Source organism: Pediococcus pentosaceus, from assembly GCF_001437285.1.
GTDB lineage: Bacteria > Bacillota > Bacilli > Lactobacillales > Lactobacillaceae > Pediococcus > Pediococcus pentosaceus.
Genome location: NZ_JQBF01000001.1, coordinates 320,888 through 346,692, shown reverse-complemented (window position 1 = coordinate 346,692; position 25,805 = coordinate 320,888). Strand labels below are relative to the sequence as shown.

Below are 25,805 nucleotides of genomic sequence, written 5' to 3'. Positions count from 1 at the left end.
TTAACTACGGCGTCCGCCACGACCACCACGTTTACCATCCGTATTACGTTTTAACGTTGATAAGCGTGACTCACTATCCTTTAAAAATCCAGAGAGCATTTGATCAAAATCTGGTTCCACATTTGAGCTGCGTTGTTCACGATGATTATCGCGATGACTGTGTTGATTATGTGAATACTTTCTATCCATGTTTCCTGCTGGACGGCCATGGAAATTTCCATTGGAATGGTGGGAAGTTGAAGCAACTTTAGCAGTTTCTTTTTGTACGGGATGATCCACTGCCTTTCTAATTGAAAGAGCAATCTTTCCATCGTCCGCAATCGATAAAACCTTAACCTTCACGGTGTCTCCAACATTAAGTACATCATGAATATCCTTAATAAAACCGTCAGAAACTTCACTAATATGGACTAAGCCCGAACGATTCTCCCCCAAATCAATAAAAGCTCCGAAATTTGTAATTCCTGAAACTTTTCCGTCTACCTTAGTTCCAACTTCGATTGTCATAAATACCTATGATCCTCCTAAAAAATTTAATGCTTAATTATACCATCCCACACCGACTCCTTGCGAGTTTTGTTCACGCAAATTCAGTCCATTAATTAACAAAAAAAGCATTAAGATGACCTACGTCATTTCAATGCTTTAATCTAATTTTATTTTGCATCATTTGGCAAATTATAGACAGTTTCACCTTTTTTAGTATAGAGATATTTAGAACGAATCAATTTTTCCAAATATTGTTCATCGTTCATCTGCTTAACTTTGACTTTGAGCGCCTTGTTATCATTTTGAATCTTTTCATAATGCGCTGTTTCCATTGCTAATTTATTATTAACGCTACTTCTGGAAATATGTGCATGGACAATTTGAAAAATAAAAATGGTCGCAATAATCGCGAAAACACCTAAAATAAATAGTGCTCGTTGTTTACGGGCCCTAGCATAGGGATTTACTGCTCCTGTCGCTGTTCTTGCTTTCATACTTCTCTTATTTTTCTTCACATTTTCCATTAAAATAACCTCTCAATTATCTTAAATTATAACAACGCTTTCTTTAACTGTCTATCATTTTTAACTTCTTAATTATTTTCTAAAATCTTGTTCGTAATTTTCGGAAACGATCGTGTACATCCGTTCTGCATCATCTTTTTTCGTAGTATCTAAAAGCTGATCAACTTTAATTACCAACGTTTTATTTCCAAAACGAATTTCAATATGGTCGTTTACTCCCACATTAGTTGAAGATTTAGCCACTTTATCATTGATCAAAATTCGTCCTTGATCAGCTACTTCCTTAGCTAAAGCACGCCGTTTGATAATTCTTGAAACCTTTAAAAATTTATCTAATCTCATTTAACAATCCTCTGTACCATTCTTAAAATTTTTGAACCATAGGGAATAGTCAACCATTCCCGAATACTAAATAACCTGAATTTAAAGATATAACTAATAAAAACACCTGCTCCAACGATTACACCCATTACTGTGATAATAGTAGCGCCGAAGCGTCCTGGAGAAACTACTGTTAATTGTAAAACAATCACGAGTAATTTTACTACTATGAACATTAACAAATTTCCCCAGATGAGTTTCCTTAAAAAGTGATGTTCTCGGTAAACCCGTTTCGACAACTGACTCGGTAATGCATAATTCATCACACCTGCAATCACAGCTAAGCTTAATACTGTCACGAGACTAGCTCCTAAGATTCCCAACCATTGAGTAGCCCAACTATTTAAAACAACTTTAATTATAATTCCTGTGATAATGGCCACCAAGGTCGGTTTAACAGCCCCCGCACTTTGCAAGATGCTGTTATACACAAAGATTAATGCAGCAAAAATCACACTTAAATTGTACACAGCTAGAGCTAAGGAACCTTCCGAACTGCCAAATAGCAGGTGATTGATTTGAGGCATTAAAGCCACCATTCCTATACTGGCAGCCATCGATATGGTTAGTGAAACCCGCAATAGTGAGGTTGCTGATCGATAAAAGGCTTTTGTGTCCCTTTTTTGTAAAGCCTCCGTAAGAGATGGTAGCAACGTGGTGGCAAAAGCCGTAGCAATCACCGTCCCTAATTGAACTAACGGCTGTGCACGATCATAAATCCCCTTCATCGACTTAGCCATTGATTGAGTTAGCCCACCACTGACCAAACTATTTTTAACCGTGAACGAATCTACTAACTGTAGCAAAATAATCATGGCTGCCAATAAGCAAATTACGCCACCTTCAACCACAAAGCGTTTCACTAAAATTTTAAACAGTTGCCAATTAAATTTATGTCGTTTAGCTTTTATTAACCTGGACCCAAACTTTATAAAAAAGAGCGTTGAAGCAACGGCAGCTAAAGTTGAACTAGCCATCGCCCAAGTCCCCATTTTATACACGGACCAATTTAGTTTAACCGCCAATACCGCAACTAAAATAATGATTGAAACCCGCACTACTTGTTCAAGCACTTGTGATTTAGCCGTCGGCGCCACATCATAAATTCCTTGGTAGTAACCCCGCCCCGTCGCCAATAATGGCATAAACAGGAACATAGTCGAAACCATTCGCAATAGTGGGGTTAAACTAACATCCCCCATTGCACCAGCAATCCACCTAGCACCTACCATTAAAAATAAAAATATTAACAATGATAGCCCTGCCAAAATTAGCATCGCATAGCGACTTAAACGTAACCTTTTTTCTTCTTCGGGTTCCTCAGCAATAATTTTTGATATAAAAATCGGAAATCCATTTAATGCAAAGGTCATTCCAATGCCATAAATTGGATAGATTTGTTGGTATACATAAAAACCAGTATTACCAACTAAATTTTGAAGGGGCACTCGATAGACTGCACTTAAAATTTTAGCCACAATTGATGCGATGGATAAAATTAATGCCCCACGCATAACCTTTTTAGCACTCGAATTTTTCACAATCAGTCCTCACACATATTCTTTAAGTTTCTCAATATAATTAAACAGCTGTGTAAACCAATCCTTTTGTGTCATTCGTGGTTGAATTACCAGCTTAATATGCATTTTAGCATCTGATTCCGCTACCGTCGCTCTTAGTCTTGTAACTGATAATGCTTCAAATATCTGCTCACCAGTTAATTTTTGGCTGGCTGCCCTTGTCATAGTTACAGTTAAAATACCGTCCTTGCGGGTGATTCTTTCGACTTGAACTTGATCGGCTATAATTTTCAAGTCGGTAATTTGTAATAAATTATCAACTTCAGCTGGATAATCTCCAAAGCGGTCTAACATATCATCTTGAATATCAACAACTTCTTCATGACTGTTAGCCTGACGTAATCGTTTATAGAATTCGATTTTCTGCTGTTCATCTTCAATATAAGAACTAGGAAGAAAACCTTCGATTCCGAGACTAATCTCACTATCTGAACGCCGTTTAACCTTTTTACCTTGCTTCTTCTTAACCGCATCTGCCAGCATTTGTGAGTATAAATCATATCCAACAGAATCGATAAAGCCATGTTGTTGTTTTCCTAACAGATTTCCCGCGCCTCGAATTGATAAATCTCGCATAGCAATTTTAAATCCAGAACCTAGTTCTGTGAAATCTTTGATGGCTTCCAATCGTTTTTCGCCTAATTCAGTTAACACTCGGTTTTTCTGATACAAGAAATACGCGTAAGCCACCCGTGATGAACGCCCAATTCGACCACGAAGTTGATATAATTGGGAAAGTCCCATATGATCGGCATTTTCCACAAAAAGAGTGTTAGCATTCGGAATATCAATTCCGGTTTCAATGATTGTCGTTGTAACTAACACATCGTACTCACCCGCAATAAATTCAAACAAGATATCTTCTAATTGTTTCTCGGTCATTTGTCCATGAATATAACCCACCCGGGCTTCTGGAACTAATGCTTCAATTTCAGCCACTACTTTTTCAATATCTTGAACTCGATTATGAAGGTAGAAAACCTGTCCATTACGGCGCATTTCTCGCATAATTCCTTCACGAATAGCCCCCGCGTTTTCTTCCATTACATACGTTTGAATCGGATAACGATTAGTTGGCGGTGTTTCAATCACTGACAAATCTCGCACCCCAATCATGGACATGTTCAATGTCCGAGGAATGGGGGTCGCGGTCAAGGTTAAAACATCCACCTGTGATTTAAGCTCTTTAATTCGTTCCTTATGTTTAACACCAAAACGTTGTTCCTCATCAATTACCAGTAATCCTAAATCTTTAAATTCAACATCCTTAGATAATAGTCGATGGGTTCCAACAATCACGTCTACACTGCCATCTTTTAATCCCTCAAGGGTTTCCTTAACTTGTGCCCCAGTTTGGAAACGAGACAATATTCCCGTTGCAATTGGGTATCCTTCAAACCGTTCATTCATCGTATCAAAATGCTGTTGCGCCAGAATAGTGGTGGGAACTAAAATAGCCACTTGTTTACCACTTTCAACCGCTTTAAAGGCGGCCCGTAACGCAACTTCTGTTTTACCGTAGCCAACATCTCCTACTAGCAAACGATCCATCGGGCGTTCTCTTTCCATATCTTTCTTGATTTCTTCAATGGACCGTAATTGATCTGGAGTTTCAGTATATGGAAAATCATTATCAAATTGACGTTGATAGCTGTCATCTGGTTTAAAAGCAAACCCTTTTTCAGCTTCCCTTTTGGCATACAGTTCAATTAAGTCATCGGCAATGTCTTCAATCTTAGAAGCAACGTTCTTCTTCGTCTTAGCCCAGTCAGAGCCACCCAGTTTATTTAGTTTAGGGCTTTTACCTTCCGCTGCAACATATTTTTGTACAAGATTTAACTGTGTTACCGGAATAAATAATTGACCACTCCCTTTGTACTGGATGGTCATATAATCTTGATGAACGCCATCGACTTCCATCGTGGTCATTCCCATAAACTTTCCAATCCCGTGATTGACATGAACAACGTAGTCCCCAGTTTTTAGTTCTGTATAGCTTTTGAGACGTTCGGCATTTTCCACATGTTGTTGGCGAGGACGTTTTTTAGGAACCTTAGCAAATAGCTCTTTCTCCGTTAACACTACCAATTTCGTACTAGGCATATCAAAGCCTTGTGGAAATGATTGTCCAATAATGTTAACCGCTGCCATTTGAATTCGATCAGCATTAACTTTTTGAGCAGCAATCTCAAAATCGTGAAGCACTTCGGTAATTTTTCCTTGTCGTTCTTTGGAATTGGCAAAGATTAACACCGTTTGCTTACGAGCTAACCATCGTTCCACCTCACCTTTTAAAACAGGCATTTGTCCAAAGAAATCTTGGACAGCCCTAGTAGTGATTTCCGTCAACTGGTCAAACTTTAAGCGCCCCATCCCTTTTTGGAACATCGACAAAAATAACTGAGGAACAGACTTTTTCTTGATCAATGTTCGAATATCGACGCCAAAGGATTCGTTATCTAACAACACGTTATTTTTTAACTGATCAACGATCCAACTGGCTTCATTATTTTCAATGTCAGTTTCAGCATCCAAGATCCGGGGATAGTCGTCTAAAACTAGCGTGCCCTTTGTTAGATAATCTAGCAATGAAGTTTTAGCTGCATACAATTGTTTAGCGTACATTGTATCTTCTTGAATCAGTTGGTGGTGTTTCCAGCGCTCGATTACTTCATTAATATTTTGTTGTAAAGCCTCAAAGTTTTCTTCACTTAATTTTTTTTGAGCTTGCGCCAGCTCGTTATTCATCGTTTTAATTGCTTGGTTTAATTTTGTTTCATTTATTATCAAGTCTGTAGCGGGCAATACTTCAATTTTTTCGATATTTTCAATACTTCGCTGGGTTGCTTGATCAAAAGTTCGCAGCGAATCGATTTCGATATCAAAAAAATCCATTCGGATTGGGTCATCTTGGTTAAGTGGAAAAATATCAACTACTGAACCTCGAACCGCAAATTCGCCTTTCTTTTCCACCTGTTCAACCCGTTGGTATCCCAGCGCATTCAGATCGCTAATTAAAGTTTGGAACTCATATTCAGCCCCCACTTCCAGAGTGATTCGAGCTTCAATAACATCCTTAGGTTCGGGAACTAATCGGCGTAAACCGGATGTAGAAGTAATAAAAATACCCGTTTTTGATGTCGCTAAAGCACTTAAAAATTGGATTCGTGCCGTACGATAATTTGGTGAACTAGTGGCCACCTCGGCCGCAATAATCTCTTCAGCTGGAAACCAATACGTATCAATCTCGGACTGTTCTTCTTTAAACAAGTTATAGACATGTTCGGCCCGCGCTAAGCTATCTGTTACATATAAAATTGGGGCTGATTTAGTTTCAATAATCGTACTTAAGAAAAGTTGTTTAGCCGGCTCTAGTAAACCGGTAACTAATTGCCGCGTCCCTTTTTGGAGTGCATCAACAACGGTTGTAACTCCCGAATCAGATGCAAAAATTTCATTTATATTCATACTTGCTCCTAAATAATCCTAGTTGTATTTATTCATTAGCTGACTGAAATTTTCAATTGTAGTCCAATCTTCTAATGCTGCTACTGCATTTTGAACACCAATTTCAAAATCGGTTATCTGTTCCTTCCTAAACTTACCTAGTACGTAATCCACGACGCTTTCTTTAGTCGGATGATCAATCCCTACTCGCACTCGATTAAAGGATTGGGTTCCTACATGGGCTATTATACTTTTAATCCCATTATGTCCCCCGGCTGAGCCCTTTTGACGAAGTCGAATTTTACCAACTGGCATATCCATGTCATCATAGGCCACAATCATGTCATTTAAATCAACATCGTAGTAATCCATTAAAGGACGCACTGCTCGACCAGAATCGTTCATATAAGTAGTTGGTTTTACTAACAAAACTTTTTCACCATTTACTCGAAAATCTGCGATCAAGGCATCACTTTGAACTTTAAAATTATTTATATCATGCTTTTTTGCTAATTCATCGACAACCATAAAACCAGTATTATGGCGCGTTTTATCATATTCTTTACCAATATTTCCTAAACCCACAATCATTTTCATGTTATTTTTCCACCCTCAACACGCAAAAACGGCTGAAAGAGCAAAAACCCCTCAGCTGTCCACGTTTATTTTCATGTAATATTACCATATTATTGACCCCAAGCGGGTCTTTTAACCTCTAACTTATCAATCACTTTACTAACTATACCCGAACTTCATAAAATTTTTACTCAACTTTCTTTTATGAAAATGCTATACTTAGTATTGTTTGATAAATTCAAATATTATATGAAAAAAGGGGATTGATCTTTTGTCTAAAATTCAAAACCATCAAAAAGTTGTATTAGTCGGCGACGGCGCTGTAGGTTCAAGTTATGCCTTTGCAATGGCACAACAAGGAATTGCAGAAGAATTCGTAATCGTTGATGTTGTTAAGGACCGTACTGTTGGTGACGCACTTGATCTTGAAGATGCTACTCCATTTACTGCACCTAAGAACATTTACTCAGGTGAATATTCTGACTGTAAAGATGCAGATCTTGTAGTTATCACTGCTGGTGCTCCACAAAAACCAGGTGAAACACGTCTTGACCTTGTTAACAAGAACTTAAACATTCTTTCAACAATCGTTAAGCCAGTTGTTGACTCAGGCTTCGACGGTATCTTCTTAGTTGCTGCTAACCCAGTTGATATCCTTACTTACGCAACATGGAAATTCTCAGGATTCCCTAAAGAAAAGGTTATCGGTTCAGGTATTTCTCTTGATTCAGCACGTCTACGTGTTGCTCTTGGTAAGAAATTCAACGTTAGCCCTGACTCAGTTGATGCATACATCATGGGTGAACATGGTGACAGTGAATTCGCTGCTTACTCAACTGCTTCAATCGGTACAAAGCCATTGCTTGATATCGCTAAAGAAGAAGGCGTTTCAACTGACGAATTAGCTGAAATCGAAGACAGTGTTCGTAACAAAGCTTACGAAATCATCAACAAGAAGGGTGCTACATTCTACGGTGTTGGTACTGCTTTGATGCGTATTTCAAAAGCTATCTTGCGTGACGAAAATGCTGTATTGCCTGTTGGTGCTTACATGGACGGCGAATATGGTTTGAATGACATCTACATCGGTACACCTGCTGTTATTAACGGCCAAGGTTTGAACCGTGTTATCGAATCACCACTTAGTGATGACGAAATGAAGAAGATGACAGATTCAGCTACAACATTGAAAAAAGTTCTTACAGATGGTTTGAAAGCTCTTGAAGAAAAATAAGCTTTTCAACATCAACTAATTTCAAATAGTTGAAAAAACGACTCTGAATAAATATTCAGAGTCGTTTTTTTATGCCCAATTTACTAATTTCACGCTTCTAACATTACTTCTTCATAAAAAGATAGCATTTCTTCTGATATAATAAGTAAGTAATATTTACCGTATGCAATTAATTACTGGATAATAATAACTGATTAAATATTTTGAAGATAGCAAACACTTTTAATGTTTTAGTTATTTAATTTTTCTATATATTCTCTCGTCATTAAAAATCAACCACTCCATGTTGACCTATATATTTCTATTTACTAAATAAAAATATATAAATAGGCTTGATTAATATTCTTTATTACAGTAATGTTACAGAGGATAAAATTTATTTCGGAGGCTCACGATGCAACGTAGATCAAATCATCTTAAAAAAACAAGGAAACTTCCTTACATAATACTTGGTGCAGTCGCTGCTGTGCTAGTCTTAATTTATGCAGGAGGAGCAATCTACTACAGTACTTCCAACACATTCATGCCTAATACTGTAATTGATGGCGTAAATGTTGCTGGGAAAAATGTAAATCAGGCACAAACGCTGGTTAACAATCATGTTAAAAACCAAACTTTTAATTTAACTGAAAAAAACAAAGTTCTCAAAACTGCTAAATATGCAGATGCAGGTTTAACCTCTTCTGATAATAAGACTATAGCTAAGCTTCTCAATAAACAAAATGCTTTAATGTGGCCCCTACAACTTGTCCATGCCGCTAATGCTGATAACACAGTAAACGCAACTAGCAAGGCTAAATTAGAAGAATTTGCTAAAAAAACAGCGATTACTTTGAATAAGAATCGTAATACTGGTTCAGCTTCCGCTATTAGTGCCACTGAACTGGCTAGCTCAAGCTCTAAAAAAGGTAATAAGATAATTAGTTCTACTGCGCTTGCAGAGGAAATCAAAACCAGCATCGCAAAAGGACAAAAAGATATTGATTTAACCAAAACATATCAATCAGCTACTGTTAATTCAGATGATATTCAAAAACAAATTAAAAAGTATACAGCAGAAAAAATTACTTATAACATCAACGGTACCAATGTCACTATTCCAAGTGATACTTTAAAGCAGTGGATAGTTCTTACTTCTAAAAACGACGGTACTCAAACTGTTTCGGTTGATAATGCCCAAGTTAAAGCCTATCTAGATGACTTAAACGATAAGTATTCTACCTATGGAGCTAGTGTGACCTTTAATAGTACTAAACGTGGTTCTCAAACTGTTAAAAATGAAATTTTTGGTTGGACTATTGATACTACCACCGACGCAGCTGATATAGCCCAAAAAATTGCAACTGGTAAAGACTTCACCGAAAAAGCTACAATTTCAGGTTCTGGACAATCTCTTAAAAAAGGTGAACTCGGATCAACGTATGTCGAAGTTGATAAAACTAACCAACATATGTGGTATTACAAAGACGGCAAGCTTAAAATTTCAACTGATGTTGTTACTGGAATGCCTGCAAATAATGATGACACTCCAACTGGTGTGTTCTTTGTTTGGAATAAAAAACGTAATGCTACCCTAAAAGGTAAAAATACGGATGGCTCTAATTATGCCTCACCAGTCAGCTACTGGATGCCAATTGATTATACTGGAGTTGGTCTCCATGATGCTTCATGGCAACCTAAATTTGGTGGAGATTGGTATAAAACCCATGGTTCCCATGGTTGTGTCAACACTCCACCTGCAACAATGAAAACTGTTTATGCTGAAGTAGCCCTCGGAACACCGGTAGTCGTGTTCTAAATTATCATTTTGTGTTATTATTAAATTTGTATTAAAGAAAATTGCGGTTTTGGGAGGAAATTCTAATGCTTTTAAAATCAATGGTCAAACCTAAGAAAGATTTAACAACTGTTCGTGAAGATGCAACTCTTGAAGAAGCGCTTGATATTCTTGAAGAATCTGGATTCCGTTGCGTTCCAGTTTTAGATAAAACGGGTCGCTTGTTCCGTGGAAATATTTACAAAATGCATATTTATCGCCACAAATCACGCGGTGGATCAATGCAAGAACCTGTGACTTCTCTTTTAAAAAATGCCACTAAGTATATTAATGTTAATGCTGCTTTCTTTAACGTCTTCTTCTCAATTAAGGATTTACCTTTCATTACTGTATTAGATGATAACAATTACTTCTATGGAATTTTAACCCATGCACGTCTCTTGGATGGGTTATCTCAATCGTGGAACGTAAATGTTGGTAGTTATGTGATTACTGTCATTTCTGGGGACGAACGAGGCGATTTAGAGACGATTGCAAAGATCATTACTAAATATACCTCAATTGCTAGTGTTATCTCTTTAGACGTTGAAGAGGGGGATTTAGTGCATCGGATGATGTTCACTCTCCCAGCAAGTGTTGATGAAAAGAGATTACATCAAATTATTAGCAACTTAGAACGTAAAGGCTTCAGAGTTCCTGAAGTTGAAAACCTAAAACAAGATCGTTTATAGTTCGTAAATAAAAAAGGATTCGCAGTTTGCGAATCCTTTTTTCTATCTTGAAATAGGTGGTTTTAAAATTTGAGCGTGAAACTTTGTTCACATTTTCTATTCTATGTATTCGGTACGAGACCTATACTTACCTTTAAGGCCTCGTCCACCTGTTTCATCTTCTGGTCATCTAATCGACCAATTTTATCATGTAGACGTTGTTTATCAATTGTTCGAATCTGTTCCATTAAAATAACTGAATTACGGCCTACTCCTTGTTCTCCACCTTTAATTCCTACATGGGTAGGCATCTTAGGCTTAGAAATTTTAGCCGTTATTGCTGCAATAATGACCGTCGGACTATAGTGATTACCGATGTTATTCTGGATAACAAGAACCGGTCGCATCCCGCCCTGTTCAGAACCAACAACTGGTGACAAGTCTGCATAGAATAAATCACCGCGTCTTATCTTCGACTCGTCCACAGTGTCACCCCATTAACTTTTAATTTAAAAAATTTAACTTAGTAACGTTCAAGCACATGCTTTTCACAATCCGCTTCACATGAAGAAAAGTCATGAGTAATTTCGGAATTGATATCAGCCATTTGAAGGTATCCGGCTTTAAGCTGTTCAAGATGCTCAGTTGCGTGACGGGTAAAAAAGCTCCTTACAATATCATCATTTACACAACTAGGTTCAAAACCAAACATTTCACAGTAAGTCTCTTTCTCAATTGACATATCTTTTGGTTGAATACTCATTAGATTGCTCTCCTGTACTATTTAATTATTAACATTATTTTAGCATTCAATACATTAATTTACTACACCATTTTCAGTATAGATTCGTGGTAAACGTTGTGTGAATCCACATGTGATTTCATAATTAATGGTCCCAGCATATTCGGCAATGTCTGTCATGGTAATTGATTTTTCGCCTGATTTTCCCGCTAAAATTACTTTAGTTCCCACAGGATATGACTTTGGTATGCGAACCATCATTTGATCCATACAAATTCGTCCTACTATTTCGCAAAATTGACCATCAATCAAAACATGGAATCCTTGTAAACGACGTTCATAACCATCTGCATAACCAATCGGGATCGTCCCAATCCATTCATCTTCTTTAGCTGTATAAGTCGCTCCATAACTAATTGAACGGCCTTTTTGCACTAGTTTAGAAAAAGATAGTTCAGACTCCAGACTCATAGCTGGCTGTAAATCAAAAGGACTTTCCAGTGTTTTTCCAGAAGGATTCATCCCATAAATGCCGACTCCAAAACGAATCATATTACCATTACAAGCTGCATGCCACAAGCTGGTAGCAGTATTAGAAACATGCACATAACGTGGACGTCGAGTTAATTGGCTGATGAAATGGTTAAAACGTTCCACCTGTAAATTGAAATAAGTCGTATCCTTTTCATCTGCTGTTGCAAAATGTGTAAACACACCTTCAAAATTGAACTGTTGACTTTGTTCAAGATAATCGGCCGCTTTCTTAAAAGAAGCTCCATCTTGAAAACCAATCCGTCCCATTCCTGTATCAATACCTAAATGAACTTTCAGCGGCTTTTGATCTAGAATTTGCGTAGCTTCATCTAGCCATGCTTGATCACCCACCGTTAACGAGATATCATTTTCAGCAGCTAATTTAGCATATTTAACATCTGTAATTCCTAAAACTAGGATAGTTTCTGTTAGCCCAGCATCTCGCAAAGCCAACGCTTCGTCTAAGATAGCAACACAAAAACCAGTTGCCCCAGCTTGTTTCGTAAATTTGGCTGTTTCTACAATTCCATGTCCATAGCCATTAGCCTTAACCACGGCAAATAATTCACTGTGTCCATCTAATCGACTAATCTCATTTTTTACATTATTTCTAATTGCCTCAGCATTAATAACTAGCTTGCTGGGACGATGTATCCCTACAACCATTTCAATTATCCCCCTCTAAAATTACCTGTGTTACAACATGGTGGTCAGAATGGGAAATTGACACATGTACGGTTCCACTAAACGGATGTTTAACAATCTTAGGTTTTCCAACCCCATCGTAATTAATTTCGATGTCTTGAAAATTAAGTTTTTTACCTAATCCTGTCCCGTAAGCTTTACTATATGATTCTTTAACCGAAAAGTGCCCTGCTAAAAATTCATACGCGCGTTGACCTTTCTTAGCTTCAAACTCATCAAATTCAGTGGGCGTCAAAACCTTTTGGATAAACGTTGCTGGATTGTGGAGAGTTTTAAATCGATCAATGTTTGTTATATCAATGCCAATTCCGTAAATCATCCTAGTACCTCCAATGTCGTTCCTATTGTATCAAAAAAAGAGGTCAAGAAAAAATGTATTTTCCGGGCCCCTTAGTTTATTGAAAATGTTTATTTTTCTTTAATTACAAATTGACGGTTTGATCCACCCTTGTTACCTGAGTTGCGATCATTACGCTTACCACCATTGTGGTTACGGTCATCGCGACCAAAGCGTGACTTGCCGCCACCCTTACGATCGTTATTCCATTTACCACCACGGCCTCCGCCATTGCTACTATTACCATTACTACGACGACCATTACCACCACGACGATTTCCGCCACGGTATCCGCCGCCACCTTTACCGCCTTTGTTGCCACCTTTTTTACGAGGAAGTGGGCGTTCAGGAGTAATCTTAACTTTGATTTCACTAGCGTCAGACTTAGTTACTTCATTTAGAAGTGCAGCAACCAGCGTTTTAGCATCATGTTGTTCTAAAAGATGATCAACTTGTTCTTCGAACTTAGCAACATCTGTTTTTTGAACCAATTCTTCAATGCTTTGTTCAGCCATTGCAGCACGTCCAGCAAAAGCTTCTTCTTCTGTTGGTGGCTTCATTGGTAACAAACGTTTCTTTGTCAAATGTTCAACGTCACGAAGATAGTCCATTTCCCAGTTAGTAACGAAGGTTACTGAAGTACCTGTAGCACCGGCCCGGCCTGTACGACCAATACGGTGAACATAACTTTCTGGGTCTTGAGGAATATCATAGTTGTAAACGTGAGTTACACCAGAGATATCAAGCCCACGTGCAGCAACGTCAGTAGCAACTAAAATATCTAATTGTCCTTCACGGAATTGACGTAAAATACTCATTCGGCGTTGTTGAGTTAAATCACCATGGATTCCAGCAGCATTGTAACCACGAGTAACTAATCCCTTAGAAACTTCATCAACGCGACGCTTAGTACGACCAAAAATAACTGCAAGTTTTGGTGCTTGTACATCAAGTACGTGGGTTAAAATATCAAATTTTTCGAATTCTTTAGAACGAACGTAGTATTGATCAACCAAATCAGCAGTAAGTTCTTTAGACTTAACTGTAATTTGTTTTGGATCAGTCATGAACTTAACACCAATTTTCTTAATTGGTGCTGGCATTGTGGCTGAGAACAATAATGTTTGGCGTTCGCTAGGTGTTTGTTCAATAATGTGTTCGATATCAGGTAAGAATCCCATATCTAGCATATCGTCAGCTTCATCAAGAACTAATGTTTTAACGTGGTCTAAACGAATTGTCTTTCGACCAATATGGTCCAACAAACGACCAGGTGTACCAACCACGATTTGTGGATGGCTCTTTAAAGCATTAATCTGACGACGGATATCTGATCCACCGTAAACCACTTGAACTTTAGCTTTTTTATATTTTCCTAATTTAAAGATTTCTGCTTGTGTTTGAGCAGCTAACTCACGTGTAGGTGAGATAATAATTGCTTGAATGTTAGGATTATCTAGGTCAACATTTTGTAGGATTGGTAATCCGAAAGCAGCTGTCTTACCAGTACCTGTTTGAGCTTGTCCAATGATGTCTTTTCCTTCTAAAACACCAGGAATAGTTTCAGCTTGGATAGGTGTTGGTTCGTCATACCCATTGTCTAAAACTGCTTTTAAAATGTCTTCGTCTAACCCTAGTTCGGTAAATTTCAAATATAATTCCTCCTAAATTTTCGTCACCGCATCAAAGAAAATCCGTCCTTTTAGGGCCGCGCCCACGGTGACAATCGTGTAAACATAACTTTATAATCATACACCCCTGCTTAGGGATTAGCAAACAAAAGTTCTTGAAAACGCTGTTAAAACAGCTCTATTTGGCCTTTTTAATAAAAATAAAGTTGTGATATTTAGGCTAGCATTCCCCACTCAAAGGTCGGCAACCGCGTTTTAAGAATAATTTACATACGCTGTAAAAAATCTAAAAGCCACATCACAACTTTAATTTTTAATTTTTAATTTTATCAACAACATTTTCTAAATGAATTCCGTGACTTGCTTTTAATAAAATACTATCATCTGCTTGAATTTCAGTTGAAAGATCATCTGTAAGTCGCTTTAATTCGCCAGTTTCATAATAATGAACAGCATCTTTACTGTAGATATCTTCATCAATCAGTCGTTTTTCAAGAGCTTTCATATGTGGGCCGATTAAATATACTTGCGCAAAACGCTTGGCATTTAATTTTTCAGCTAAGCTAGCATGCATTTGATCAGCATTCTCACCTAATTCCAACATATCTCCTAGAACTACCAAACGACGTCCTTCAGTATTTACGTTAGCAAATGAATCCAATACTGCTCGAGCAGCAGTCGGATTAGAATTATAAACATCACTTAAAATACGTTCGCCTTTTTTTCCAGTTAACCACTCTGTTCGATTTTTGGTTAAATCAAAGTCAACTAGCGCTTCAGCTTCTTTTTTTAGGTCAATATGGTACTTATGTCCAACGGCGATTGCTGCTAATGCATTAGTTACATTGTAATCACCAAGTACTGGAATTGTTACGGTGGTTTCTTCATCCAAATTAGTTTTGAACATTGTACTTGTGTCAGTTCCCTGGATATCGCTGGCGCTGACATCATTATCTGCTTTAAGCCCAAAACGGTATTGTTCAACATTGAGGTCTTTAGCACGCTGTTCTAATAGCGGTTCATCCCCGTTAAAAACAAAACAACCGTCCTCTTTTAGGCCATCTGTAATTTCCATTTTTGCATCAGCAATCCGCTCACGCGTCTTAAAAAATTCAATATGGGCTTCGCCAATCATCGTAATCACAGCAATATCAGGTTGAACCAATTCACTTAAAAAGTGTAACTGTCCTGGACGATCCATTCCCATTTCAACTACCAATACTTCCGTATTAGAGCTCATTCCCAAAATAGTAATTGGCACGCCCAGTTCGTTGTTAAAGTTTGCTTTAGTTTTTACCACATTATATTCTGCTTCCAGAACTGCTGCAGTCATATCCTTAGTAGTTGTCTTTCCATTACTTCCAGTAATAGCAACTACCTTAGGGTTAATCTTATCCAGATAATATTTAGCAAGTTTTTGCAGAGCTTCTAATGGATTTTTTACTAGAATACTTGGTAAATCAGCTGGACGCCGTTCTTGGTGGTCTTCTGCCCATAAAGTTGCAACGGCGCCTGCTGTTACTGCTTGACTAATAAAATCATGTCCGTCACGTTCACCCATAATTGGCACAAAAAGTGATCCTGGAGATAATTTTCGACTATCAAATTGAACACTCGTTACGCTAATATCGTTCCATAGTTCAGGATATTCATCCGTTCCAAGAGCGCGCGCAATTTCGCTAAGTTGCATTTTCATCTTTTTAAAACTCCCCTTAAATTAAAAAACCTGGCTACAATTATACCATAATAGCTCATTAAATTAACTTACCTTAAAAGTAGACTAAACATCTTATCCCCAAAATGATTACCCTTTTTTGCTAAAAAAGAGAACTTATATCTTATCTGACACAAGTTCTCAATTTAATATAATGCATCCGCATCAAAGGCTTGCGGGTTAGTAATAATAAAATGCCAATGTTTACTACGTAGATTATATTTCAAAATCGCAATTTGTTGGGCATTATTATAAAGTGAATCTTTGCTGCGTAACGTAGGAGCCAAATTACTGTCGCTAGCAATCAAAATCGGGATTCGATATTCGCGATCTTGCTCAAAAGCTTGATCAAACGCAAAAATTAATCCTTCTCCTAACACAGGAATTAATTGTCGAACCATTCCAGCTGGTAATTCAGCAAATTTATTTCCCCGACGAAATACAATTCGATGCTCGTTATAAGCTTGTTCAGCATGACGAATAATAGATTGATTCAAAACTAAATAAAAATTTTTTAGACGACGATAATAGGTCTTCACCTGATTTTCGCCAATGTCTAAATAAACATAGTCGTTTTGGAGCTTATACGAAAATGGCGTATCATTATGAGTTTTCATATGCCCCATATATAAAAGGTTAGCAATATCAGCCGGCGTGAGCTCACTCAACGCATCTCGCTGAGAAAAATCAATCCAATTGCGTGGGCCATGGTTTCCCATTAAATACTCACTAACTTTTTTAGCGCCATTAATTTCATTTAAAAATGTATGATTATCAATCGTTAAATCATCACTGACTTCCCGATTTAATAATAAAATATTGGTTGGTATTTGCAAGACTCCCTTTAGGAAATCATTTGCCGTAATCCCGCGCGAATAAATTAAATTAACAATTGATTCTAAATGTACAAAAATATAGTCATCACGCATGATCCCATAACTCTCTTTCAATTAACTATATACTTACATTCTTTCCAAACGTTGAATGCGATCTTCAATTGGTGGATGCGTATCAAATAGATGTGCCATGGTACGTTTCTTTTTAAATGGATCAGAGATATAAAGTGCAGCACTACTTGGATCGGCTTCTTTCATCGGTTCACTGACCGATATCTTTTGTAGAGCATGGATTAGCCCCAGTGGGTTACGTGTTAATTCAACGCTAGAGGCATCGGCGAGATATTCTCGATTTCGTGATAAAGCCAATTGAGCGATAGTTGTGGCAATTGGACCTAAAATAACCAATACGATGGAAATAATCATCATCACAATTTCCAAACTTCCGCCTTCATTGTCATTATCATTGCGACGTCGTCCCCCGCCCCACCAAAATGAGCGCATTCCAATATTTACTAGCATTGCGATCGCCGAAGATAATGCCAAGGCGATGGTCGAAAGGCGAATATCATAATTTCGAATGTGTGAAACTTCGTGTCCAATTACGCCTTCAAGTTCTTCTCGATTAAGCCGTTCTAAAATACCAGTAGTCACTGCTACGGCAGCATTTTTAGGACTATTTCCTGTTGCAAATGCATTAGGGCTGGCATCGTTAACAATATAAACCTTGGGCATTGGTATATTAGCTACCAAGGCCATGTCTTCTACAATATGCCAAATTTCCGGATGATCGGCTTCACTAATTTCAGTTGCGTGATTCATTCCCATCACGACGTTAGTAGAATTGGCAATCATCATGGCCATATAAATAGCGGCAATTACTGCCGCCATAATAATCCCTGCCATTGCACTATCATAGAAAACATAACCAACTGCAGCACCAATAAACAATACTAAGATAGCAAAACCGATCATCACATAAACGGTCTTTCGCTTATTACTTGCAATCTGTTGATATAACATTAATCGACCTCTTAATTATTTATCAAATGAAACGGTTGGGTTTTTAGTTTCTTCTTCAGGAACTTGAAGATAATCAACCGGCTTAAATCCACCCATCCCAGCAATTAAATTATTAGGGAAAGATTGTAGTTTAATGTTGTAACTTGCTACACTCGAATTATATAGTTGACGAGAATAAGCAATTTTATTTTCTGTATTAGTTAATTCTTCCATTAATTTAGTAAATTCTTGGTTAGCCTTCAAGTCAGGATAACTTTCAGATAAAGCAAAAATGCTTTTAAGTGAGTCACTAATCTGGTTAGAAGTTTTCATAATCTCTTCACGTTGTTTAGTAGAAGGGGCTGAATTATCAGTCTGATCCACTAATTGATTACGAAGTGCCACCACTTTACTCAAAGTATCTTTTTCATGGGCTGCATATCCCTTAACCGTATTTACAAGATTAGGAATCAAATCATTTCGACGCTTCATTTGAACGCTAATTTGGCTCCATGATTCCTGTGTATAGGTTCTAGCTTTTACCAAGCCGTTGTACATTGAGACAATCGCAATTACAATCACCACAATTACAATTAGTGCTATTATCATTCCTACCATTCAATCCCATCCTTTCAAAACTTCCTATATATGATATTAATAGTAACAAATTCGTCAAGCAAATTATATGAATTTGAACACTAAATTTTCTTAACGATTAAACTTTTCTGAAAACTCTTTTTGAACTGCTTCCGGAGCCTTGGTATGACTCATTTTCTTGATAAATTTAGCCCGAATCATCAAACGACCCGCTCCCGTATCATCACAGGTAACCAGCGTTAAAATTTTCTTACCTTTAATATCGTCAACTACTTGCACATCGGTCGCCTTTATAAATTTACGGGTGTCTACCCGATACTCATAAATATTGGTCTCATCTGTCAAATAAACCTTTTGCCCAATTTTGGCTTTCCAATAAAGCGGACTAAATAAAACATTTTTATCAACCATATGATGTCCAGCCAATGCGTAGTTACCTTCACCCATTCGCTGATTTTCTTTTAAAGTTCCCGCCGCCAACGCCAACGTAAGATTATCGACCCCTTTGCCGATCGGAAGGTGTATGTTTATATCAGGGTAAACAATTTCACCAATCACTTTAATTCTTTTCTCCGAAGTCCGTGCCTTTAGAACCGTCTGCCAATCCAATGATTTTACTTTTGTATAGTCAAAATTGGCTTTCTTTTCAGTGTTTTTAGCAACCACTTTCTCGTTCACCTCTGGATTATATTGTGCTACCATCCATGTTTTGATTTGACGATTAAAAATCATCGCTAAACTTAGTAGCACCAATAATGTTAATCCAATCGAAACTAACCAATTTTTTAGTTTTTTACTCATTGACTTTTGCTCCATTACTATTTTTAATTTTTATGGTATTGTATATTGGTATATCTTTTTTGAAAGAGGGCTTTTTATGATGTTTTTCAATCGAAAAGGACAATCTAGAAAGAAACGTGAACCTTGGGAACAAAATCTTTTTGTGCTTTGGTTCGGAACCTTCATAGCCGGGGTCGCATTTAGTGAGATTATGCCGTTTTTGTCGCTTTATGTCAACACACTCGGTGACTTCTCAAAATCGCAACTATCTTTTTATAGTGGTCTAACTTATTCTTCTACTTTCTTAATTTTAGCAATTATTTCTCCAATTTGGGGAAAAATTGCGGATAAGCGTGGAAGAAAAGTAATGATTTTAAGAGCTTCACTCGGAATGGCTTTCGTCTTAGGCGCAATGGGCCTTGTTCAAAACGTCTTTCAACTGATTGGCCTTCGTTTATTACAAGGTGTTTTTGCAGGTTATATTAGTAACTCCAATGCACTCATCGCTACCGAAACTCCTAAAGAAAAAAGTGGTTATGCACTTGGTATTTTATCTACTGGTCCTGTATCCGGATCTCTACTAGGTCCCCTCATTGGTGGTGCACTAGCTTCTATTTTTTCATATCGAGTAACTTTCTTTATTACAGGTGGTTTATTACTAATCGTCTTTTTCCTAAGTTTCTTCTTGGTACATGAACACTTCGTTCCCGTAGAAAGTGAATCTGGTTCGCTTTCTGCTCGAGAGGTAATTGGTAAACTAAATCAGCCTAAGGCCGTATTCGGCATGTTTATCACAACGATGATTATTCAAGCATCTAATAATTCAATCGCGCCGATTATTAGTTTATACGTTAAAGAATTAATGCATAATGGGGCTGGTGTAACAATGGTTGCTGGTTTAATTGCTGCAATTCCGGGAATCGCTAACATGTTAGCGGCTCCGCGCTTAGGAGAACTTGGGGACCAGATTGGAACCGAAAAAGTTCTTTCTGTGGCCTTTCTCTTCGCCATGGTATTCTACATTCCAATGGCCTTTGTTCCTTCTATTTTTTGGCTAGGAGTTTTCCGCTTCTTTATCGGAATTTCTGATGGAGCGATGCTACCAGCGGTTCAGAGTATTTTATCTAAACGAACACCTGCTGCGGTAACTGGGCGTGTATTTAGTTGGAACCAGTCTTTCCAAGCACTCGGAAATATGATTGGCCCATTACTAGGCTCTGCAGTCTCTGGTTTATTTGACTATAACGCTGTCTTTATTGCTACTTCTGTATTAGTTTTAATTAACTTTATCTTATTCCGTTGGTTAAACGGACGATCAGTAGCATAAATCAAGTTAGTAACGCTGTGTTATGTTGATTACTGAGAAGCAATCCTAAACTATATTTCAGACTACAAAAAAAGAGGTACCACTGATAAATTCAGCGGTGCCTCTTTTTGATAACCAATGGTTATAATTAAGCCAAACCGTACTTTTTGTTGAATTTTGCAACAGTACCGTCTGCTTGTTGGAACTTTTGACGTCCTGTGTAGAAAGGATGTGAGTCAGATGTGATTTCCACACGAATCAATGGGTATTCGTTACCGTCTTCCCACTTGATTGTTTCAGCTGAACCTACAGTTGAACCTGACAAGAACTTAAAGCCAGTTGCTGAATCTTGAAATACAACTGGATGATAGTCTGGATGAATTCCTTTTTTCATGATATTACGCTCCTTTGCCATGAGTCATTTGCTGAGTCATAGTTATTTATTATAAATCAACGTCCCCAATAATAGCATAGAAAAACAACTTAAACAAGGTCGATTAAGATTTTTTACTACCATTAGGACCTAAATTTAAATTCTTTAAGTTAGCAATAAACGCTTCGTTGTTTTTAGTGTTTTTCAATAACTTAAGCACTTGTTCCGTATACTCCAGAGCATCTCCACGCATCGACCGGCGAATATCCCAAAGCTGATTAAGTATATCTTTTGAGACCATTAGTTCCTCTTTACGAGTTCCTGACTGACGGATATCTAACGCCGGAAATACCCTGCGCTCAGCCAAATTCCGTGATAAGACTAGCTCTGAATTACCCGTACCTTTGAATTCTTCATAAATCACATCATCCATCCGGCTTCCTGTATCAACCAAAGCTGTCCCAATGATGGTAAGTGATCCACCCTCTTCAATATTTCGAGCAGAGCCAAAGAATTTTTTAGGCTTATAAAACGCTGCCGGATCAACCCCACCAGAAAGTGTTCGACCACTAGGGGAGGTCACTAAATTATATGCACGGGTTAATCGCGTAATTGAATCTAGTAAGACAACAACATCTTGTTTATCTTCTACTAGACGAAGCGCCCGTTGTAATACTAATTCTGAAACACGAGTATGATTCCGGGGTTCTTGATCAAAGGTGGAATAAACCACTTCTCCCTTAATCGAGCGTTCTAAATCAGTTACTTCTTCTGGTCGTTCGTCGATTAGTAAAACAATGAGCTTCACATCTGGATAGTTTGTGGTAATCCCATTAGCAATAGCCTTTAGTAAAGTGGTTTTTCCTGCTTTAGGTGGTGCTACTACCAGACCACGTTGTCCAAATCCAATTGGTGAAAACAAATCAACTAATCGCGTTGATAAAATATTAGAAGTTGTTTCTAATTTTAATTGTTGATTGGGGTAGATGGGGGTTAGAGCTGGAAAATGAGGACGTTGCTTAGCTTCTTCTGGGTCCTTATTATTCACTGAAGTAACCCGCATTAATCCATAATACCGTTCACCTGGTTTGGGATGGCGAGCTTCACCACCAACTAAATCCCCATTACGCAAACCGAAACGTGTGATTTGCGATGCTGAAATATAGATATCTTCTTGCGAAGAACCATAGTTGATTGGCCGTAAAAAACCATATCCATCATTTCCAACGATATCTAAAACGCCTTCCATTTCAACAAATGACTTCTTTTTAGCCTGAGCACGCAAAACAGCCAGAGACAATTCCTTCTTGTTCATCTGGCTGTAATATGAAATCTTATATTCACGGGCAAGGCCGTATATTTCTTTGAGAGTCATTTCTTGCAAGTCATTCATTGTTAAAAAATTATCCATCGACTTAACTCTCCTATATCTTTGACTACAATGTATTGTCGGTCGTGATTGAAACATCCGCTCCGAGCTTAGTTAGTTTTTTAACCAAACTGTCGTATCCACGTAGGATGTTATCTGCTCGGGTGATGGTTGTAGTGCCTTGGGCCATAAAGGCTGCAATCATTAAACAAGCCCCTGCCCGAATTTCTCCAGCCTCAACTTCAGCGCCCGTAAGTTTTTCAGAATAATTAATATAAATCACCCCATCAGCATGTTTAATCTTAGCACCCATTTTTTGTAATTCAATTACGTGTTTGATACGTTCTGGGTAAATATGATCATTAACAACACTTTGACCAGTTGCTTTTAATAGGGAAGCCGTCAAAGGTTGTTGCAAATCAGTCGCAAATCCAGGGAAAGGACTCGTATTGACTTCAATTGCTTTTAATTGATCCACTTTAGGAACAAAAATCTTATCGCCATCAATTTTAATATCGACGCCAAGTTCAAGCATCTTTGAAGTAAACGATTCTAGGTGTTCTGGAATAATATTATTTACCATCACACCATCCCCCACAGCCGTAGCTAAAGACAAATAGGTTCCAGCCTCAATTCGATCCGGAATAATGGTATGCGTAGCTGTAGAAACCAACTTATCCACACCTTCAATCCGGATAACATCAGTCCCTGCTCCACGAATTTTAGCCCCCATATTATTTAAAAACATTGCTAAATCAATAATCTCGGGTTCACGTGCTGCGTTTTCAATCGTTGTAATACCTTGGGCCTTAACGGCAGCCAAAATAACATTGATCGTTGCTCCTACAGAAACCACATCTAAAAAGATGTGCGCTCCATGGAGTCCACGATCATATGCTGAAATGTACACTGTATCTTCATCTTCTGTAACGTTGGCACCTAAGGCTTTGAAGCCTTTAATATGCTGATCAATTGGTCTTGGACCAATATTATCTCCACCTGGAAATGTAACTGTTGAACGCTTGAAACGACCAAGTAAAGAGCCCATAAAGTAATATGATGCTCGTAAGCTCTTAATTGCCTTACTAGGCAATGGATTCTCAACAATTTCAGTTGGATCAATCACCATAACTCCATCCTCAAACGTTGAATGAACATTCATCGATTCAAGGATAATCATTAAGTTATGCACGTCAAGTATGTCGGGCACTGAATCAAACCGTACTGGAGTATCCGCCAAAATTGCAGCCGGAATCAACGCAACGGTACTATTTTTAGCACCACCGATAGTCACTTCTCCAGACAGTCGCTGTCCACCCTTGATTATCATTTTTTTCATGGTTTTTCCTCACAAACGAACTTTAAGTACTTTAAAATTAAGGAATGTATTTTACAGTCAACCTCAATCATAAATAATTTGTTCCAAAAATACAACCTCATGAACGCAACAAATAAAAAAATAGCCGAAAAATTCGACTATTTTTATGCTTATTTATTTGCAGCAGCGATAAATGCCTTAAATAATCCTTCTGGACGTTGTGGACGTGATAAAAATTCTGGGTGATATTGAGCTGCCACGAAGAATTTCTTTTCTGGTAACTCAATTACTTCTACTAAACGATTGTCTGGTGAAGTTCCTGAGAATACAAGACCCTTAGCTTCCATTTCGGCACGATAGTCATTGTTAAATTCAAAACGATGACGATGACGTTCTTCAATCATTTCTTGGTTGTCATAAGCGGCAGCAGCTACAGATCCTTCTTTAAGCTTGCATGGGTAAAGACCGAGGCGTTGAGTACCACCCATATCTTTAACACCTTCTTGATCAGCCATTAAATCAATAATGTTGTGCTTAGTTGCTGGATCCATTTCAGCCGAATTAGCATCTTGGTAACCCAATACGTTACGAGCAAATTCAACACTGGCCATTTGCATTCCTAAACAAATTCCTAAGAATGGCACATCATTTTCACGAGCATATTGAATAGAATGAATCATTCCTTCAATCCCACGATCACCAAAGCCACCAGGAACAATGATTCCATCTTGTCCGGCAAGTTGTTCAGCAACATTTTCCTTAGTAAGTTTTTCTGAATCAATTTTGGTAATCTTAATGTCGGCATCGACAACATAACCTGCATGTTTTAACGCTTCATTCACTGAGATATAAGCATCTTGTAAGGCAACGTATTTACCAACCAATGCAATGTTAATGGTATGGTTCAAACGGTTATTAACGTGATCGACAAGATCTTCCCACTTAGACATGTCTGCTTGTGGTGCTTGCAAACCAAAGTGGTCCATCACAATGTCGTCCATCTTTTGTGCTTTTAAGTTCAATGGAATTTCGTATAAACTTGCAACATCTTGAGATTCAATTACAGCTTCTGGCTCAACATCACAGAATGCAGCAATCTTCGAACGCATACCATCTGTGATATCTTCTTCTGTACGAACAACCAGCATATTAGGTTGAATTCCCAAACCACGAAGTTCTTTAACACTGTGTTGCGTTGGCTTTGTCTTCATTTCCCCTGCAGCTTTTAGGTATGGAACCAAAGTCGTGTGGATGTAGAAAACATTTTCTGATCCGGCTTGACTCTTCATCTGACGGATAGCTTCCAAGAAAGGAAGTGACTCGATGTCCCCAACCGTTCCACCAATTTCAGTGATTACGATATCAGAATCAGTCACTTTACCAGCGCGCATAATTTTTTCTTTAATTGCGTCCGTAATATGAGGAATAACTTGGACAGTTGCACCAAGATAATCTCCATGACGTTCCTTACGTAATACTTCTGAATAAATCTTTCCAGTTGTAACGTTAGAATACTTGTTTAAGTTGATATCGATAAAACGTTCATAGTGGCCTAAATCTAAATCTGTTTCTGTTCCATCATCAGTAACAAAAACTTCACCATGTTGGTAAGGACTCATCGTTCCTGGATCCACGTTAATATATGGATCAAATTTTTGAATCGTAACCTTAAGTCCACGATTCTTCAAAAGACGTCCAAGGGATGCAGCAACAATCCCCTTACCTAAAGATGAAACAACCCCACCTGTAACAAAAATATATTTGGTCATTAAAATTCTCCTTTTCTAACATTTATGACTGGTTAAATTAGGAAACGCAAAACAGTTGTTTTTACTGTTGAAAT

At 37.9% G+C, this 25,805-nt stretch carries 24 protein-coding genes; 4 read left to right on the top strand and 20 right to left on the bottom strand.

The window, feature by feature from the left end; all coding sequences use genetic code 11:
• The 6 genes from IV86_RS01620 to pth form a co-directional block, all read right to left on the bottom strand.
• Nucleotides 1–507, bottom strand: a complete 507-nt coding sequence (locus tag IV86_RS01620) for a S1 domain-containing RNA-binding protein (protein WP_002833029.1) — start codon at nt 505–507, stop codon at nt 1–3.
• Nucleotides 508–656: 149 nt separating this feature from the next.
• Nucleotides 657–1,013 (bottom strand): FtsB family cell division protein, encoded by a 357-nt coding sequence (locus IV86_RS01615; RefSeq protein ID WP_011673720.1) that lies wholly within the window; start codon nt 1,011–1,013, stop codon nt 657–659.
• A gap of 72 nt (nt 1,014–1,085) precedes the next feature.
• On the bottom strand, nt 1,086–1,355 hold the full coding sequence (locus tag IV86_RS01610; RefSeq protein ID WP_002833026.1) for an RNA-binding S4 domain-containing protein: 270 nt from the start codon (nt 1,353–1,355) through the stop codon (nt 1,086–1,088).
• On the bottom strand, nt 1,352–2,935 hold the full coding sequence (locus tag IV86_RS01605) for a polysaccharide biosynthesis protein (protein WP_056979314.1): 1,584 nt from the start codon (nt 2,933–2,935) through the stop codon (nt 1,352–1,354). The genes IV86_RS01610 and IV86_RS01605 overlap by 4 nt, the downstream gene beginning before the upstream one ends.
• Before the next feature lie 9 nt (nt 2,936–2,944).
• On the bottom strand, nt 2,945–6,442 hold the full coding sequence (gene mfd / locus IV86_RS01600; protein WP_029258129.1) for a transcription-repair coupling factor: 3,498 nt from the start codon (nt 6,440–6,442) through the stop codon (nt 2,945–2,947).
• A gap of 18 nt (nt 6,443–6,460) precedes the next feature.
• Nucleotides 6,461–7,018: an aminoacyl-tRNA hydrolase gene (gene pth, locus IV86_RS01595; protein WP_002833022.1), complete on the bottom strand. Its 558-nt coding sequence runs from the start codon at nt 7,016–7,018 to the stop codon at nt 6,461–6,463.
• 250 nt (nt 7,019–7,268) lie between these two features.
• Here pth and IV86_RS01590 point away from each other — a divergent pair, with 250 nt between their 5' ends.
• From IV86_RS01590 to cbpA, 3 genes are all read left to right on the top strand, one after another.
• Nucleotides 7,269–8,231, top strand: coding sequence for an L-lactate dehydrogenase (locus IV86_RS01590; RefSeq protein ID WP_002833021.1), 963 nt, complete (start codon nt 7,269–7,271; stop codon nt 8,229–8,231).
• Nucleotides 8,232–8,625: 394 nt separating this feature from the next.
• On the top strand, nt 8,626–10,029 hold the full coding sequence (locus IV86_RS01585) for a L,D-transpeptidase family protein (protein WP_029258130.1): 1,404 nt from the start codon (nt 8,626–8,628) through the stop codon (nt 10,027–10,029).
• Nucleotides 10,030–10,094: 65 nt separating this feature from the next.
• A complete protein-coding gene (cbpA, locus tag IV86_RS01580) occupies nt 10,095–10,739 on the top strand; it encodes a cyclic di-AMP binding protein CbpA (RefSeq protein ID WP_002833019.1) in 645 nt (214 codons plus the stop codon).
• A gap of 101 nt (nt 10,740–10,840) precedes the next feature.
• Here the strand turns inward: cbpA and IV86_RS01575 are convergent, their stop codons facing one another.
• From IV86_RS01575 to IV86_RS01530, 10 genes are all read right to left on the bottom strand, one after another.
• On the bottom strand, nt 10,841–11,203 hold the full coding sequence (locus tag IV86_RS01575; protein WP_011673724.1) for a type II toxin-antitoxin system PemK/MazF family toxin: 363 nt from the start codon (nt 11,201–11,203) through the stop codon (nt 10,841–10,843).
• 38 nt (nt 11,204–11,241) lie between these two features.
• Complete coding sequence (locus IV86_RS01570; protein ID WP_029258131.1) at nt 11,242–11,481, bottom strand: hypothetical protein; 240 nt, start codon at nt 11,479–11,481, stop codon at nt 11,242–11,244.
• 54 nt (nt 11,482–11,535) lie between these two features.
• Nucleotides 11,536–12,660 (bottom strand): alanine racemase, encoded by a 1,125-nt coding sequence (alr, locus tag IV86_RS01565; protein WP_029258132.1) that lies wholly within the window; start codon nt 12,658–12,660, stop codon nt 11,536–11,538.
• Between the two features lies 1 nt (nt 12,661).
• Nucleotides 12,662–13,018, bottom strand: coding sequence for a holo-ACP synthase (acpS, locus tag IV86_RS01560; protein ID WP_002833014.1), 357 nt, complete (start codon nt 13,016–13,018; stop codon nt 12,662–12,664).
• A gap of 89 nt (nt 13,019–13,107) precedes the next feature.
• Entirely contained in the window at nt 13,108–14,688 is a 1,581-nt protein-coding gene (cshA, locus tag IV86_RS01555) for a degradosome RNA helicase CshA (RefSeq protein ID WP_056979313.1), read from the bottom strand.
• A gap of 292 nt (nt 14,689–14,980) precedes the next feature.
• Nucleotides 14,981–16,363, bottom strand: coding sequence for a UDP-N-acetylmuramoyl-tripeptide--D-alanyl-D-alanine ligase (locus IV86_RS01550; RefSeq protein WP_002833012.1), 1,383 nt, complete (start codon nt 16,361–16,363; stop codon nt 14,981–14,983).
• Nucleotides 16,364–16,527: 164 nt separating this feature from the next.
• Complete coding sequence (locus tag IV86_RS01545; RefSeq protein WP_029258133.1) at nt 16,528–17,310, bottom strand: hypothetical protein; 783 nt, start codon at nt 17,308–17,310, stop codon at nt 16,528–16,530.
• 33 nt (nt 17,311–17,343) lie between these two features.
• Nucleotides 17,344–18,240 (bottom strand): zinc metalloprotease HtpX, encoded by an 897-nt coding sequence (gene htpX / locus IV86_RS01540; protein ID WP_002833010.1) that lies wholly within the window; start codon nt 18,238–18,240, stop codon nt 17,344–17,346.
• 15 nt (nt 18,241–18,255) lie between these two features.
• Nucleotides 18,256–18,837 carry a LemA family protein gene (locus IV86_RS01535; RefSeq protein ID WP_011673730.1) on the bottom strand — a complete coding sequence of 194 codons (582 nt, stop codon included), beginning with the start codon at nt 18,835–18,837 and terminating at the stop codon, nt 18,256–18,258.
• Nucleotides 18,838–18,927: 90 nt separating this feature from the next.
• A complete protein-coding gene (locus IV86_RS01530) occupies nt 18,928–19,617 on the bottom strand; it encodes a class A sortase (protein WP_002833008.1) in 690 nt (229 codons plus the stop codon).
• Nucleotides 19,618–19,696: 79 nt separating this feature from the next.
• Here IV86_RS01530 and IV86_RS01525 point away from each other — a divergent pair, with 79 nt between their 5' ends.
• Nucleotides 19,697–20,923, top strand: a complete 1,227-nt coding sequence (locus tag IV86_RS01525; RefSeq protein WP_029258135.1) for a multidrug efflux MFS transporter — start codon at nt 19,697–19,699, stop codon at nt 20,921–20,923.
• A 127-nt stretch (nt 20,924–21,050) separates the two neighbouring features.
• Here the strand turns inward: IV86_RS01525 and IV86_RS01520 are convergent, their stop codons facing one another.
• The 4 genes from IV86_RS01520 to IV86_RS01505 form a co-directional block, all read right to left on the bottom strand.
• The gene (locus tag IV86_RS01520; protein ID WP_002833006.1) at nt 21,051–21,296 is read right to left on the bottom strand and encodes a type B 50S ribosomal protein L31; all 246 of its coding nucleotides are present in this window, start codon (nt 21,294–21,296) and stop codon (nt 21,051–21,053) included.
• 103 nt (nt 21,297–21,399) lie between these two features.
• A complete protein-coding gene (rho, locus tag IV86_RS01515; RefSeq protein ID WP_029258136.1) occupies nt 21,400–22,686 on the bottom strand; it encodes a transcription termination factor Rho in 1,287 nt (428 codons plus the stop codon).
• A 25-nt stretch (nt 22,687–22,711) separates the two neighbouring features.
• The gene (locus tag IV86_RS01510; protein ID WP_056979312.1) at nt 22,712–23,983 is read right to left on the bottom strand and encodes a UDP-N-acetylglucosamine 1-carboxyvinyltransferase; all 1,272 of its coding nucleotides are present in this window, start codon (nt 23,981–23,983) and stop codon (nt 22,712–22,714) included.
• Nucleotides 23,984–24,132: 149 nt separating this feature from the next.
• Nucleotides 24,133–25,731: a CTP synthase gene (locus IV86_RS01505; protein WP_002833003.1), complete on the bottom strand. Its 1,599-nt coding sequence runs from the start codon at nt 25,729–25,731 to the stop codon at nt 24,133–24,135.
• Between the last annotated feature and the right edge of the window lie 74 nt (nt 25,732–25,805).

Bases quoted from the DNA above. Each gene is read 5' to 3' on its own strand.
- IV86_RS01620 (WP_002833029.1), bottom strand. From the start codon at position 507: ATGACAATCGAAGTTGGAACTAAGGTAGACGGAAAAGTTTCAGGAATT.
- IV86_RS01615 (WP_011673720.1), bottom strand. From the start codon at position 1,013: ATGGAAAATGTGAAGAAAAATAAGAGAAGTATGAAAGCAAGAACAGCG.
- IV86_RS01610 (WP_002833026.1), bottom strand. From the start codon at position 1,355: ATGAGATTAGATAAATTTTTAAAGGTTTCAAGAATTATCAAACGGCGT.
- mfd (WP_029258129.1), bottom strand. From the start codon at position 6,442: ATGAATATAAATGAAATTTTTGCATCTGATTCGGGAGTTACAACCGTT.
- pth (WP_002833022.1), bottom strand. From the start codon at position 7,018: ATGAAAATGATTGTGGGTTTAGGAAATATTGGTAAAGAATATGATAAA.
- IV86_RS01585 (WP_029258130.1), top strand. From the start codon at position 8,626: ATGCAACGTAGATCAAATCATCTTAAAAAAACAAGGAAACTTCCTTAC.
- cbpA (WP_002833019.1), top strand. From the start codon at position 10,095: ATGCTTTTAAAATCAATGGTCAAACCTAAGAAAGATTTAACAACTGTT.
- IV86_RS01570 (WP_029258131.1), bottom strand. From the start codon at position 11,481: ATGAGTATTCAACCAAAAGATATGTCAATTGAGAAAGAGACTTACTGT.
- alr (WP_029258132.1), bottom strand. From the start codon at position 12,660: ATGGTTGTAGGGATACATCGTCCCAGCAAGCTAGTTATTAATGCTGAG.
- acpS (WP_002833014.1), bottom strand. From the start codon at position 13,018: ATGATTTACGGAATTGGCATTGATATAACAAACATTGATCGATTTAAA.
- IV86_RS01550 (WP_002833012.1), bottom strand. From the start codon at position 16,363: ATGAAAATGCAACTTAGCGAAATTGCGCGCGCTCTTGGAACGGATGAA.
- IV86_RS01545 (WP_029258133.1), bottom strand. From the start codon at position 17,310: ATGCGTGATGACTATATTTTTGTACATTTAGAATCAATTGTTAATTTA.
- htpX (WP_002833010.1), bottom strand. From the start codon at position 18,240: ATGTTATATCAACAGATTGCAAGTAATAAGCGAAAGACCGTTTATGTG.
- IV86_RS01535 (WP_011673730.1), bottom strand. From the start codon at position 18,837: ATGGTAGGAATGATAATAGCACTAATTGTAATTGTGGTGATTGTAATT.
- IV86_RS01530 (WP_002833008.1), bottom strand. From the start codon at position 19,617: ATGAGTAAAAAACTAAAAAATTGGTTAGTTTCGATTGGATTAACATTA.
- IV86_RS01525 (WP_029258135.1), top strand. From the start codon at position 19,697: ATGTTTTTCAATCGAAAAGGACAATCTAGAAAGAAACGTGAACCTTGG.
- IV86_RS01520 (WP_002833006.1), bottom strand. From the start codon at position 21,296: ATGAAAAAAGGAATTCATCCAGACTATCATCCAGTTGTATTTCAAGAT.
- rho (WP_029258136.1), bottom strand. From the start codon at position 22,686: ATGGATAATTTTTTAACAATGAATGACTTGCAAGAAATGACTCTCAAA.
- IV86_RS01510 (WP_056979312.1), bottom strand. From the start codon at position 23,983: ATGAAAAAAATGATAATCAAGGGTGGACAGCGACTGTCTGGAGAAGTG.
- IV86_RS01505 (WP_002833003.1), bottom strand. From the start codon at position 25,731: ATGACCAAATATATTTTTGTTACAGGTGGGGTTGTTTCATCTTTAGGT.